Below are 13,779 nucleotides of genomic sequence, written 5' to 3'. Positions count from 1 at the left end.
CCGGTCCTTTCCGCAGTGCGCGGAAAGGACCGTTTTCCCTTACTCTTTCATCGACAGCCAGCGGGTGCGGTGGATGTCTTGGATGTTGTCGACGAAGCCTTCGATCTTCGGCGAAACGACGTTCTTCGAGACATAGTAGTAGATCGGCAGGGCGGCGGATTCATCCAGCGCCAGCTGTTCGGCCTTCTTGAAGATCGCGGCACGCTTGGTGAGATCCGTCTCGGCGTTGCCTTCCTTGATCATCTTGTCGTACTCGGGATTCGACCAGCGGCCGTAGTTCATCTGCACGCCTGTCACCAGGAGGTTCAGGAAATTATCAGGGTCGTTGTAGTCGGCGAGCCAGCCGGCGCGGCCGATTTCGACCTGACCACGCTGCATCTGGTCGTAATGCACTTTGGTTTCGGCATTGACGAGCTCGACATCGACGCCAAGCGGCTTCCACATGGATGCGATGGCGACGGCGATGCGCTTGTGGTTGTCGTTGGTGTTGTAGCTCAGCACGGCGTGAAGCGGCTTGTCAGGGCCGAAACCGGCTTCGGTCAGGAGCTTCTTGGCTTCGGCGACCTTCTCGCTATAGGGCAGGTCCTTCCAGCTAACATAGGCCGGTTCGCCGTAATTCGCCGTGCCCGGCGGAACCCAGGAATAGGCCGGCAGTTCGCCGGTGCCGAGGATCTGCGGGCCGATGACCTCGCGGTTGATCGCCATGGAGAGAGCCTGGCGGACGCGCTTGTCGCTGAAGGGCGGTTTCTGCGAGTTGACGACGTAATAATAGAGGCCAGAGAAGGGGGCGACATGCGCCTGGCCCGGCAGGTTTTTCTTCATCCACTCGTATTGGTCGGTTGGGAAGTCGGTGAGGATGTCGAATTCGCCGGCGCGGTAGCGTTTCAGCGCGGCTTCCTGGTCTTCGAGCACGAAGAACTTCGCTCCGTCGATCTTCAGGTCTTTGGTGTCATACCACTGATCGTTCTTGACTGTGGTGACATGCGAGCCCGGAACCCATTCGACGGGCTTGTAGGGGCCGTTGGTGACGATGTTGCCGATCTTGACCCAATCCTGCCCCTTCGCCTCGACGACATGCTTCGGCAGCGGATAGGCGGTGTAGTGCATCAGGGCATTGAGGAAATAAGGGGTGGAGTTTTCGAGGGTGATTTCGAGCGTCTTGTCGTCGATCGCCTTGACGCCGAGCTGGTTGAGATCGGTGATCTCACCCTTGTTGATCTTTTCCGCGTTCTTGATGATGAACTGGAGATAAGCGTAGTCGGCGGCGTTCTTAGGGTCGACGAGGCGCTGGAAGGCGAAGACGAAGTCTCCTGCCGTTACCGGCTGGCCATCGGACCACTTGATGCCGTCGCGAAGCTTGAAGGTGTAGACCTTGCCATCAGGCGAAATCGTCCAGCTTTCAGCCTGGCCGGGGATCGGATTATCCTTGGCGTCCTCAGTGACGAGGCCTTCAAAAATGTCGCCGGCGATGCGGTTCTCCCAGTCGCCGGAAAGCTTCTGCGGATCGAGCGACTGCGGGTCGCCACCATTGTGAATGTTGAGCGTGGCCGCGTGGGCCGAAAACGCCAGCAATGTGCCAAGCATTGCAGAGGCGAGAAATTTTTTCGCGAAATGGTTCATGGTGGGTCCACCTTTCTAGGCTTTTCGCCTTTATTAGACATTTGTTCCCGGTGTTTGACCTCTTACGTGCAGGTCAGCGCGCACATTATCGCAAAGGCTTTGCGTTGCAACCCCAAATCCGGAGGGTGGATTCGGGTTGTGGACAAGCCTATGTACGTCTCCCCCTTGTCGGATCGCGACGATGCGTCGCGGCGTTTCGCAACGCCTTCATAACCGCTTCACATGGTTGTCTTTTGTTTCGTCCGCTTTAGTGTGGCGAGCGCAAACGAGGCAGGAGATGTAGCCGATGGCATTGCAGGCAGGCGGGAGTGTGGACTGGTGGCGCGGCGCGGTGATCTATCAAGTCTATCCGCGCTCGTTTCAGGACACCAACAGCGATGGTCTCGGCGATCTCAGGGGAATTACCCGCCGGCTGCCGCATATTGCCAGCCTCGGCGTCGACGCGATCTGGCTCTCGCCCTTCTTCAAGTCGCCGATGGCCGACATGGGCTACGACGTTTCCGATTATTGCGACGTCGATCCGATCTTCGGGACACTCGCCGATTTCGACGAGATGATGACCGAGGCGCACAAGCTCGGCATCAAGGTTGTTATCGACCAGGTGATCTCGCACACCTCCGACCGGCATCCCTGGTTCGTCGAGAGCCGATCGAGCCGGACCAATCCCAAGGCGGATTGGTATGTCTGGGCCGATCCGAAGCCTGACGGCACGGCGCCGAACAACTGGCTGTCGATCTTCGGCGGGCCGGGCTGGGAATGGGATGGCGTGCGCCGGCAATATTACCAGCATAATTTCCTGACCTCGCAGCCGGATCTCAGCTTCCACACCGAGGCCGTGCAGGATGCGGTGCTGGAGACGGTGAAGTTCTGGCTCGACCGCGGCGTCGACGGCTTCCGCCTGGATACGGTCAACTATTATTTCTGCGACAAGCTGCTCAGGAGCAATCCGCCGCACGAGCCGGATGAGGATGACGCAGGCCTCGATGCGCCCGACAGCAATCCCTACGGCATGCAGAACCACCTCTATGACAAGACGCAGCCGGAAAATGTCGATTTCCTCAAACGCTTCCGGGCGCTGCTCAACCAGTACGAGGATCGCACGACCGTCGGCGAAGTCGGCGATGGGGCGCGTTCGCTGAAGACGGTTGGCGCCTATACGAGTGGCGGCGACAAGCTGCACATGTGCTACACATTTGATCTGCTGGGGCCGGAATTCACCGCCGAGCATATTCGCGGCTGCGTCGAGGCCTTCCAGAAAGCAGTCACGGACGGCTGGGTCTGCTGGGCTTTTTCCAACCACGACGTCATGCGCCATGTCAGCCGTTTTGCGCGGACGGAGGAAGAGCGGCCTGTCATCGCCAAGCTGGCGATCTCGGTGCTTGCGGCACTACGTGGCTCGATCTGCCTCTATCAAGGCGAGGAACTCGGCCTGCCCGAGGCGGAGCTCGCCTTCGAGGATCTGCGCGATCCCTACGGCATCCGCTTCTGGCCGGCCTTCAAGGGCCGCGACGGATGCCGCACGCCGATGCCCTGGGAAGCCGGCAAGGCGCATGCGGGCTTCACGTCGGCCGAGAAGAGCTGGCTGCCGGTACCTTACGAGCAGGCAGCGCTTTCCGTGGATACGCAGGAGACGAGCGACAGCTCGGTGCTGCATCACTACCGCAGGACGCTCGCATTCCGGAGGAGCCACCTGGCGCTGATCGACGGCGAGATGACCTTCATCGGCACCAACCAGGATCTGCTCGCCTTCACCCGCGAAAAGGGCGGAGAAAAACTGCTCTTCATTTTCAACCTGACGCGCAAACCGGCGGAATTCCGCCTGCCTGACGGCATCGTGCTCGGGGAACCGCTTGCGATGCCGGGCTTCGAGGCGGTGGCTGACGCGGGATTGGTGAAGCTTGCGGCGCTGGATGGGTTTTGTGCGCGGATTTGACGGCTATTTCAGAAGCCTATCGTAATCTGCGTGCGAACCGATCCAAAACCAGATGATGTCACCTCCGTCCCCGACGGCTAAGCTCTCCAGGATGTACCGACGCGCGCCGACCAAAATCGGCCGACGCGCTTGAAATGCAAGGAGGGATGTCTGGGATCTTGCTTGAGCAGATCGAAGTTTCCGTTGGCCAACTTCCGTATCTGTTCAGGCAAGCGGTCATACGCCTCCCAGAAGGCGGGAGTTGCGTGGTGTTTCAAAGCCGTCTTGTCTTTCCGGCACGAAAATCGGCAATGGCCTTCTCGGCGAGATGATTGAGTTTGCCACCTGTAGCATCTGCTTCCATTTGCCTGTCCCAGCGTTCGGCTTGAAGGGCTTCAAACCACGCCGAAAAGGCTTCGAACTCGAACTTATCGAGTTCGGTGACGATTTTTTCAATCTGTTCCAGCTTCGTCATGATCGGCTCCGAGGATATTACAAAATAAGCGCTGCTGCGGAGTTTGCCAAGGATTCCGTCACCCGATCAGCGCGAACTTGTCGACGTCCACCATGCCGCGGTCGGATATTTTCAGGTGCGGGATGACCGGCAGCGGCAAGAAAGCGAGCTGGAGGAAGGGTTCTTCCAGCGTGGCGCCGAGCGCCAAGGCGGCTTTGCGCAGTTGGTGGAGCGTATCGCGGACCGTCTCATAGGGTTCGAGGCTCATCAAGCCGGCGATGGGCAGGGCGATTTCGCCGGTGACCTTGCCGTCTTCGACGACAACGAAACCGCCCTTGATCTCGCCGAGGCGGTTTGCGGCGCGCGCCATGTCGTCCTCGTTGACGCCGACGACGCAGATATTGTGGCTGTCATGGCCGACGGTCGAGGCGATCGCACCCTTCTTCAGGCCGAAGCCCTGGACGAAGCCGTTGGCATGGTTGCCGTTCTTGCCGTGGCGCTCGATGACGGCGACCTTGATGATATCATTCGCAAGATCGACTGTCGCCTCGTTGCCCCTGACGGGCAGGCGATAGCGGCGATGCTCGGTGATGATCTTGCCCGGGATGACGCCGATGACAGGCGTCTCGCCTTCGGCGACCGGGACGCCGAAATGGGCGGCGTTGACGGGACGGGCCTTGACGCTGTCGAGGCCGATCGGGGCAACCGGTCTGCGCGATGAAAAGAGCGCATCAGTGACGCGGCGGCCGGCGGAAAAGACCATGTCGGCGCGGCAGTTTTCCAGGCTGTCGAGCACCACCAGATCGGCGCGCCAGCCCGGCGCCACCAAGCCGCGGTCCTTGAGCCCGAAGGCGCGGGCGGCCGAGATCGAGGCGGCGCGATAGACCGCGAGGGGCTCGACGCCGCTTGCGATCGCTGTGCGGATCATATGATCGAGATGGCCCTGTTCGGCGATATCGAGCGGATTGCGGTCGTCGGTGCAAAGCGCGAGGAAGGGTGAGAGCCGCTCGGTGATAATGGGTATCAGCGCCGCGAGATCCTTGGATACCGAACCCTCGCGCACGAGGATGTGCATGCCCTTGCGGATCTTTTCCATCGCTTCGGCGGCCGTCGTGCATTCGTGCTCGGTGCGGATGCCGGCCGAGAGGTAACCGTTGAGGTCGTTGCCTGAGAGCAGCGGCGCGTGACCGTCGATATGGCCGCCCTGGAAGGCATCGAGCTTGGCCATGCAGACGGGATCCTTGTGGATGACGCCGGGGAAATTCATGAATTCGGCAAGGCCGATGACCTTCGGATGGTGGCGGTAGGGCAGGAGGCTTTCGATCGGCAGGTCGGCGCCGGAGGTTTCGAGATGCGTGGCCGGAACGCAGGAAGAGAGCTGGACGCGGATGTCCATGATCGTCTCCAGCGCGGATTCAAGAAAGAATTCGATGCCGGCGGCTCCGAGCACATTGGCGATCTCGTGCGGATCGCAGATGACGGTGGTGACGCCATAGGGCAGAACGCAGCGGTCGAATTCATGCGGTGTGACGAGCGAAGATTCGATATGCAGATGCGTATCGATGAAGCCGGGGACGACGATCCTGCCCGAGATGTCGATCTCGGTTTCGCCCTCATAATTACCTGAGGTGCCGACGATGCGATCGGCGCCGATCGCAATGTCCGACTGGACGAGTTCGCCGGTGACGAGATCGAAGAAGCAGCCGCCCTTCAGCACGATATCGGCCGGCATACGGCCAACGCCCTGATCGATGAGACGCTCGAGCTTGGTGGTCATGGATTGCTACCTCTTCGATTGTTTTTCTGCCGCTGATGCCGAACGGATGCTGGAAACATTTTGATTGTATTTCCCGCTGCTTTTGCCTCGGTGGCAGCAGTGCTAGTGAAGCGAGAATACAGATGTCGTTTTCCAACTCAAGGTCATGATATGAAAGCAATTATTTCGGCCGCCTGCGCAGCAGTTTTTCTGTTGAGCGGCTGTGCGACGACAACCACAACTCAGAATGGGGCCAAATTCACAACCGACAAGCACGGAAGAGTTAGCGATGTCACCTTCGAGAAGTCATCTGGAAGCGACATTATGGACTCGAGCCTTAAGCGCAGTGTTATTTCTCGTTTCTACGAGATAGTTCCTAAGCCTCTGCCCAACAGGACATATCTTCAGCCGCTGGTTCTCGTTACGCCCACGACCCTGGAAGACTATATGCATCAGGATCCGAAGACAGCCGACTGATCGGCCGTTCAGCCTCCGCAAATGCAAATCGGGCGCTGTGAGGCGCCCGATCCTGTTTCGGCGGCCCCGTCGACTACTCGGCGGCGACGATCTTGCCGGCTTCCCACTTGTAGAGCGAGAAGCTCTGCGAGGTCAGGTCGCCGGTCTCGCCGTAGGTGACCTTGCCGATGGCGGTTGGGATCTCCTTGCCGTCCTTCAACGCGGCCGCGACGGCTTCCGCATCCTCGGCGCTGCCGGCCTTCTCGATGCCGGCTTTCAGCACTTCGACGGCGGCATAAGCGTTCAGCGTGAAGGCTTCGGCCGGGATGTTCTTGGCGGCGAGCGCGTCGGCTGCGGCCTTGGAATCCGTACTCTTGGTGGCGTCCGAAGCGTTGGTGAAGATGGTGCCTCCTGCCGCATACGTGCCGATTGCCCAGAATTCGGTGTTGGAGAGTCCGTCGCCGCCGACGATCGTCGCGTTGGCGGCGAGGTCATGCAGCTGGCGGGCGAGCAGCCCGCCTTCCGGGTGGTAACCGCCGAAATAGACAACGTCGACCTTCTCGGATTTGATGCGGGTGGTGAGCGCGCTGAAATCCTTGTCACCAGGCGTGATCGCGTCATTGACGACTTCGGTGATGCCGCCGGCGTTCAGCGTCGCCTTGAAGGCGTCGGCGAGGCCTTTGCCATAGGCGCCCTTGTCGTTGACGATGGCGACGCGCTTGTCCTTGAAATTCTTCAGCACATATTTGGCGGCGACTTCGGCCTGCTGGTCGTCGCGGCCGCAGGTGCGCAGCACATTGGTGAGACCGCGCTTGGTGAGGTCGGGGGCCGTCGCGGTCGGGGTAACCATCAGCACGCCGTTTTCAGCAAGCACGTCCGAAACGGGAATGGCGACGCCCGAGGTTACCGGGCCGACGACGAAGCGGATGCCGTCGCCGACGACCTTGTTGGCGGCGGAAACGCCCTGTTTCGGTTCGCCGGCATCGTCGGCCAGTTCGAGGACGACCTTCTCGCCGAGAATTCCGCCCTTCTTGTTGATTTCGTCGACGGCGGTCTGCGCACCATTCTTCACCTGGTCGCCATAGGCGGCGACCGGGCCGGTCAGCGGCGCGATCAGGCCGATGGTGATATCGGCATAGGCAAGCGGCGCAAAGGCGAGTGACGCGACGAGGGTCGCCGTCAATGTCTTGAGGGTCATAATTTGTCTCCTTGGATGGGGTCATTCGACCCGCGATGAAGCGTCGCGCCGGCTTTTCCGGATCGTTCAACGGCCCCCAGGCCGTGCCAAGGACGATCGATATCGGCGCGATCGATGCGCCCTCCGGCCATATTTGGCTCAAATGGGCGCAACGGCAAGATTTCTAGGAATTTTGGTGAGATTCCGCAAGTTGATAACAAAATGAAACGAAAATCGAGCCGATCCGGCATGAAATCGTCCCGGAATCGTCGATCCTGGCGCTGTTTGCCGATTTCTAGAGGGTGCGGTACCCCCTGGCATCAGCGCGGATCGCTGATAGACCTGCTGAATTTCGGGGAACGTCCTCGTCTTTCTGAATATTCGAATTCCGTTTTGAGATTAACACTTGATTCTACCAATTAGAGTAGAACCATTGTTCGTGCATATATTGCTGCGATGCAAAAGAGCGGTCGATAATAAACAGAGAGATATTTCGGGAACTGAGATCTGGATGCTCAAGCGTATCGAAGCCAGGCGGGTGCGCAACGGAATGTTTGTGGAGGCGATCGAGGGTGCATGGCAGGATCCTTTTCTGTCCAAGCGAAGATTTCTGCTGCGGCGTGAAGCCGATGCCCTGAAACTTCGCAAGAGCGGTATTGAAGGTGTTATCATCAACACCAGCAGAGGCCTGGACATTGACGGCCTGCCAGGCGGCAATATCGAGATCGACACCCAGGCGGCACGCGAGACCATCCAGAAATCCGTGCAGGTACTGGAAAGCGTTTTCGGCCGGCTCCAGCATGGCGATGGGATCAGCGTCGATCAGGTGGCGCCGGTGATTTCCTCAGTCTCCAAGTCGATGGATGACAATCCCACTGTCTTTCTCAGCGTTACGCGTCTGAAATCCAAGGACGAAGTGACGTTTCTGCATTCCCTTTCGGTGAGTGCGCTGATGATCCTTTTCGGCCGTCATCTCGGACTTGACGAGGCTACAGTGCAGACGCTCGGCACAGCAGGATTGCTGCACGACGTCGGCAAGCTCGAAATTCCGCTTGAGATACTCAACAAGGAAGGGCGTCTTGACGAGGACGAGATCAAGATGATCCGCGATCACCCCGAAAAGGGGCATGCAATCCTGTCACGCCAGGAAGGCATGTCGGAGATCGTACTCGACGTATGCCTCAACCATCATGAACGTATCGACGGCAAGGGCTATCCTCGCAGGCTTTCCGAGACGCAGGTCAGCTTCCATGCCCGTCTTGCTGCGATTTGCGACGTCTATGACGCCGTGACCTCCGTGCGGCCGTACAAGGCGCCATGGAGCGCGAGCCAAGCACTGAAGTGGATGCTTGGCAGCGAAGGGCAATTCGATCGCCGGCTGGTGAAGAAATTCGCCCTCTGCCTTTCCGTCGCCGCCGTGAGCTGAGGCCTATCGGTCTTCCCAACAAAAGGGCCTGGATGGATTTACAGCGCCGCGCGTCTTTTCAGACGCGAAAAGGACGCTGTAACACTTTGAATTGCCGCATAATTTTCTCCTTAAATCGGTTCCGATTTGAGGAATTATGCAGGCGGTCCGCCGCAGGCCATGATGCCTGAAGACTTCAGAGCTTTCTCAAATGTTGTTCTGCAGGATGGCCCGCAGCTTGCCGAAGAGCTCGTCGATGTGGTGCTTCTCGATGATCAGCGGCGGGGAGAGTGCGATGATATCGCCGGTGGTGCGGATCAGCAGGCCGCTTTCATAGGCTTTCAGGAAAGCGGTGAAGGCGCGCTTGGTGGGCTCGCCGGCGATCGGGTCGAGTTCGATCGCGCCGATCAGGCCGGTGTTCCTGATGTCGATGACATTGGGGCAGTCCTTCAGCGAATGCAGCGCGTCGGCCCAGTAGTCGGAAAGCTCGGCGGCGCGTGTCAGCAGGCCCTCCTCCTTGTAGGTGTCGAGCGTGGCGAGGGCCGCGGCGGAGGCGATCGGGTTGCCGGAATAGGTGTAGCCGTGGAAGAACTCGATCATATGCTCCGGGCCGTTCATGAAGGCATCATGAATCTCGGAGGTGACGAAGACGGCGCCCATCGGGATGACGCCATTGGTCAGTCCTTTGGCGGCAGTGATCATGTCAGGCTTGACGTCGTAATATTGCGCGGCAAAGGGGGCGCCGAGGCGGCCGAAGCCGGTAATGACCTCGTCGAAGATCAGAAGGATGCCGTGTTTGGTGCAGATCTCGCGCAGCTTCTGCAGGTAGCCCTTCGGCGGGATCAAGACGCCGGTGGAGCCCGCCACCGGCTCGACGATGACGGCGGCGACGGTGGAAGCGTCATGCAGGGTGACGATACGCTCGAGTTCGGTGGCGATGTCGCCGCCATGCTCGGGCTCGCCGCGGGTGAAGTTGTTCTTGCCGGGCTGGTGGGTGTGCGGCATGTGATCAACGCCGGTCAGAAGCGTGCCGAACATCTTGCGGTTGGTGACGATGCCGCCTACGGAGATGCCGCCGAAATTAACGCCGTGATAGCCGCGCTCGCGGCCGATCAGGCGGAAGCGTGATCCATTGCCCTTCACGCGATGATAGGCGAGCGCCACCTTGAGCGCGGTCTCGACGGATTCGGAACCGGAGTTGGTATAAAGAACGTGGTTCAGGCCTTCCGGGGCGATGTCGACCAGGCGGTTTGCCAGTTCGAAGGCCTTGGGATGGCCGAGCTGGAAGGCCGGCGCGTAATCGAGCTCGCCGGCCTGCTCGCGGATCGCCTCGGTGATCTTCGGGCGGCAGTGGCCGGCATTGACGCACCAAAGCCCGGCCGTGCCGTCCAGCACCTGACGGCCGTCATGGGTCGTGTAGTACATGTCCTTGGCGCCGATGAACAAACGCGGCTCCTTCTTGAACTGGCGATTTGCCGTAAACGGCATCCAGAAGGCGCGAAGATCGTTTGGTGCGTTGAGGCGATTGGACATGCTGTTCTCCTGGCCGCTGACGGCCCTTTCCCGGGGGCCTTACGCCCATATTTTTACTGCCCGGTCAAATTATCAGGGCTTCCCAAGGCGTCAACGGGAAAAGTCCCGAAAGCTCCCCTGACAGGAGGCTCAAGCTGCTTCGATCGATCACGGGGCGAGCGCTTCAGCGCGGTCGGGCTGCAATTCCTTGCCTGCGGCGAAAGGAGCAGAAAGGCCAGGCCTTCAAAGGCACGACCGGCAAATCGCAAATTTGCCGGTCGTGCCATAAGGTTCAGGTGCTGAAATATCGCTGCCAAGCCTCCGGGAACATCCCCTTGCAGCGTGGCATCGGCCGACATTCATGTCAGCGCTATCATCAGGCGGCGGATCTATTCCGGTTCTGCACGAGGTAAATGTCTTCGAGCGTTGCCAGGATCTTCATGACTGGCTCGGAGGTGCTCGAATAATAAATGGTCTGTGCGTCTCTGCGGGTCTTGACCAGCTTTTGAGCGCGCAGTTTCGACAGGTGCTGAGAGAGAGCCGACTGGCTGAGCCCGACCTGCGTCGCAAGCACGCCGACGGCCACTTCGCCCTTCACGAGGCTACACAGGATCAGCAATCTCTTCGGGTTTGCCATGGCCGACAATAAAGCTGCCGCCACGCTCGTGTGGTCGGCCAAATCAGAGGTTTCCATATGTTATCTTCCTAATGCAAAACGTACATCAAGCGTGTTGGCGCAGGCCGCCAGCCGGGATTTTGACTGACACCAAAAACTAGCAACTGGGCTCGAAGATTGTATATACCTAAATTTAAGGTATCGAGTATGCTATTTTAGACATGTTTGAACAAATGTGATCGGTATCCACAGCGAGGGTTTCGAACTCGTATCGCAGCAGCAAATCGCCGGAAATCATGTCGAAACCTGAGGAATCGATACCACAAATGCGCCAAGAGCCGGATTCCGGCGCCTTTAGCCTGATAGCGAGGCTTTCCTCGACGTCGGGGTGGCGTTCTACTAAATCTCGCACTGCTTCTGCCGCCCCGACGGCAATCGCCTCATTCGCGGCCGACTGGATTACGAGATCGTTCCCATCCAGCTGGTAGGCGCGGCCGAAGCCGCCATTGAGGCTGGCCTGCTCAGGCTTGAGACGGAAGAATAGGAAATCAGGAAAGTCGATATAAAGCTTCGCCTTGGTGTGGCGAGCGAGAAAACGCATGTGGATCCGCGCGTAGCATGGATTGCTGCGCTCGACGGGTTCTGCCCTGCACTGGGTCGTCAGACGAGGATAGGCGAGGGGATCGCCCTTGCCGGGCTCGCCAGTCAGGAGCGAGGCGCGCGGGTCGCTGGCGAGCGCCCTGGTATGGGCCGACAGCTGCGAAACCAGGATAACGGGGGTGCCGTCGATATCGGTGGCGACGAGCACGCGGCTGGCGAAGGGAAAGCCGGTCTCTGGGTCGAGAACGGCAATCGCCGCGTATCGTGCGGAGCGCAGAAGCACGCGGGCAAGCTTGCGGGCATCGTCGTCGGTTTCGCGTAAGGGCGAGGGCTGATCTTTCATATCCGCCTTGTGACAAAGCGGATGGAAAACATCAAGCTTCCTGCTTGCGGCGGTGGCGGGTGAGGCCGGCAACGATATCCTGAGCCGAGATGGTGCCGACGATCGCGCCGTTTTCGACGATGCCGATACTGCCCGGCTGGCGGGCAAGGGCATCGAGGATATCGATGAGCGGGGTCGCGGCGCGGGCCGTGGCGCTGACGCTCATGCCGGCGGCAGTCTGACCGAGGCCTGGCTGCATGACGTCGGCCGCCGTCAGCATGTTGATCGGATTGAGGTTCTGCACGAAGTCGGCGACATACTGGTCTGCGGGGTTCTTGACGATGTCGTGCGGCGTCCCACACTGGATGATGCGGCCGCTCTCCATGATGGCGATGCGATTGCCGATGCGGAAGGCCTCGTCGAGATCGTGGCTGACGAAGAGGATGGTCTTCTTTAGCCGCCGCTGGAACTCCAGGAGCTCGTCCTGCAAACGGGTGCGGATCAATGGGTCGAGCGCCGAGAACGGCTCGTCCATGAGCAGGATCGGGGCGCCGGTGGCAAAGGCGCGTGCAAGGCCGACACGCTGCTGCATGCCGCCCGAAAGCTCGTTGACCTTGCGGCCTGCCCATTTTGTCAGGTTGACCAGTTCAAGCTGCTCGCCGACGCGGAGCTTGCGTTCGGCTTCCGGCATGCCGGCGAGTTCGAGGCCGAAGCCGACATTGTCGGCGACGGTGCGCCAAGGCAAAAGGGCGAACTGCTGGAACACCATGGAGACGGTGTGCGTGCGCAGATCGCGCAGAGCCTTGGCATTGCATCTGTAAGGGTTGACGGGGCCGGTGGTCGTGGAGACGGCGACATCGCCACGCACCACGGGAGCGAGCCCGTTGACGGCGCGCAGCAGCGTCGACTTGCCGGAGCCGGAAAGGCCCATCAGCACCAGAATCTCGCCTTCCTCGATCGTCAACGAAGCATCGGCGACGCCGAGCACCAAGCCGGTCGCGGCGCCGATTTCGTCGCGCGATTTGCCCTGATCGACCATGGCAAGCGCGGTTTCCGGCCGATCGCCGAAGATGATGCTGACATTGTTAAAGCTTACCGCGGTCATGCAGCGCCTCCTTCACCCGCCGTGCGGAACATCCGGTCGAGAATGATTGCCAGGATGACGATGCAGAAGCCCGCCTCGAAGCCCTTGGCGATATTGACGGTGTTCAGCGCACGGACGACGGGCACACCAAGCCCGGGAGCGCCGACAAGGGCGGCGATGACGACCATCGACAGCGATAGCATGATGGTCTGGGTGAGACCCGCCATGATCTGCGGCGTGGCGAAGGGAAGCTCGATTTTGCGCAAGACCTGTATCGGCGTCGCTCCAAAAGCGACGGCGGCTTCGACGAGGGACGGCGGCGTCGAGATGATACCGAGGCGCGTCAGCCGGATCGGGGCGGGGATCGCGAAGATGACGGTGGCGATCAGGCCCGGCACCATGCCGAGGCCGAACAGGATGAGCGCCGGGATCAGATAGACGAATGTTGGTATGGTCTGCATGAGATCGAGTATCGGGCGCATGGCAGCATAGACCCAAGGGCGGCGGGCGGCGGCAATGCCGAGCGGAATGCCGATCACCATACAGACGAAGGTGGCGGCGAGCACGAGGGCGAGAGTCTCCGTCGTTTCCTTCCAATAGTCCTGGTTGACGATCAGCAGCAGCCCGAGACAGGTGAAGACGGCGACTGCGATCGACCGGCGCAGCCAAAAGGCGATGGCGGTAATGGCCGCGATGACGATCAGCGGATGGGGCTTCTGCAGCACGAAGAGCAGGCCATCTATAGCGCTCGACAGCAGGAAGGCGATCTGGTTGAAGAACCACTCGCCGTTCGAGGTCAGCCAGTCCACGAAGGATTTGGCCCAGGGGCCAACGGGAATCTTAAATTCGGTGATCCAATTCAAGG

General features: G+C 60.0%; 12 protein-coding genes. 2 read left to right on the top strand and 10 right to left on the bottom strand.

Translation table 11 applies throughout. The features are described from left to right. Positions 1–39: 39 nt before the first annotated feature. Entirely contained in the window at positions 40–1,620 is a 1,581-nt protein-coding gene (locus AC245Y_RS16150; protein ID WP_017994855.1) for a peptide ABC transporter substrate-binding protein, read from the bottom strand. A gap of 286 nt (positions 1,621–1,906) precedes the next feature. Here AC245Y_RS16150 and bglA point away from each other — a divergent pair, with 286 nt between their 5' ends. Further along, the gene (bglA, locus tag AC245Y_RS16145) at positions 1,907–3,553 is read left to right on the top strand and encodes a beta-galactosidase BglA (protein ID WP_017994854.1); all 1,647 of its coding nucleotides are present in this window, start codon (positions 1,907–1,909) and stop codon (positions 3,551–3,553) included. Between the two features lie 253 nt (positions 3,554–3,806). Here bglA and AC245Y_RS16140 read toward each other — a convergent pair whose 3' ends face one another. From AC245Y_RS16140 to AC245Y_RS16125, 4 genes are all read right to left on the bottom strand, one after another. Next, positions 3,807–4,007 (bottom strand): hypothetical protein, encoded by a 201-nt coding sequence (locus AC245Y_RS16140; RefSeq protein WP_017994853.1) that lies wholly within the window; start codon positions 4,005–4,007, stop codon positions 3,807–3,809. A 58-nt stretch (positions 4,008–4,065) separates the two neighbouring features. Next, positions 4,066–5,763 carry an adenine deaminase gene (gene ade, locus AC245Y_RS16135; RefSeq protein ID WP_017994852.1) on the bottom strand — a complete coding sequence of 566 codons (1,698 nt, stop codon included), beginning with the start codon at positions 5,761–5,763 and terminating at the stop codon, positions 4,066–4,068. Between the two features lie 529 nt (positions 5,764–6,292). Continuing rightward, the gene (locus AC245Y_RS16130) at positions 6,293–7,396 is read right to left on the bottom strand and encodes a branched-chain amino acid ABC transporter substrate-binding protein (RefSeq protein WP_017994850.1); all 1,104 of its coding nucleotides are present in this window, start codon (positions 7,394–7,396) and stop codon (positions 6,293–6,295) included. Beyond that, positions 7,393–7,626, bottom strand: coding sequence for a hypothetical protein (locus tag AC245Y_RS16125; protein WP_157628338.1), 234 nt, complete (start codon positions 7,624–7,626; stop codon positions 7,393–7,395). The genes AC245Y_RS16130 and AC245Y_RS16125 overlap by 4 nt, the downstream gene beginning before the upstream one ends. 260 nt (positions 7,627–7,886) lie before the next feature. On the opposite strand from AC245Y_RS16125, the gene AC245Y_RS16120 reads away from it, so the two are divergent. After that, on the top strand, positions 7,887–8,801 hold the full coding sequence (locus tag AC245Y_RS16120; RefSeq protein ID WP_012758509.1) for an HD-GYP domain-containing protein: 915 nt from the start codon (positions 7,887–7,889) through the stop codon (positions 8,799–8,801). A 186-nt stretch (positions 8,802–8,987) separates the two neighbouring features. On the opposite strand, the gene aptA is transcribed toward AC245Y_RS16120, so the two are convergent. The 5 genes from aptA to choW form a co-directional block, all read right to left on the bottom strand. After that, positions 8,988–10,313 carry an omega-aminotransferase AptA gene (gene aptA / locus AC245Y_RS16115; protein WP_017994848.1) on the bottom strand — a complete coding sequence of 442 codons (1,326 nt, stop codon included), beginning with the start codon at positions 10,311–10,313 and terminating at the stop codon, positions 8,988–8,990. 355 nt (positions 10,314–10,668) lie between these two features. Next, a complete protein-coding gene (locus AC245Y_RS16110) occupies positions 10,669–10,986 on the bottom strand; it encodes an ArsR/SmtB family transcription factor (protein WP_012758507.1) in 318 nt (105 codons plus the stop codon). A gap of 115 nt (positions 10,987–11,101) precedes the next feature. Continuing rightward, positions 11,102–11,851 (bottom strand): HugZ family pyridoxamine 5'-phosphate oxidase, encoded by a 750-nt coding sequence (locus tag AC245Y_RS16105; RefSeq protein ID WP_026157443.1) that lies wholly within the window; start codon positions 11,849–11,851, stop codon positions 11,102–11,104. Positions 11,852–11,882: 31 nt separating this feature from the next. Beyond that, positions 11,883–12,935, bottom strand: coding sequence for a choline ABC transporter ATP-binding protein (choV, locus tag AC245Y_RS16100; RefSeq protein ID WP_017994846.1), 1,053 nt, complete (start codon positions 12,933–12,935; stop codon positions 11,883–11,885). Then, on the bottom strand, positions 12,932–13,777 hold the full coding sequence (gene choW, locus AC245Y_RS16095) for a choline ABC transporter permease subunit (RefSeq protein WP_017994845.1): 846 nt from the start codon (positions 13,775–13,777) through the stop codon (positions 12,932–12,934). Before choW ends, choV begins: the two co-directional genes overlap by 4 nt. Positions 13,778–13,779 lie beyond the last annotated feature (2 nt).

It is taken from the genome of Rhizobium sp. SRDI943, assembly GCF_057653695.1.
The sequence above is the reverse complement of the archived record's forward strand: the minus strand, read 5'-3'. Positions and strand labels throughout refer to the sequence as shown.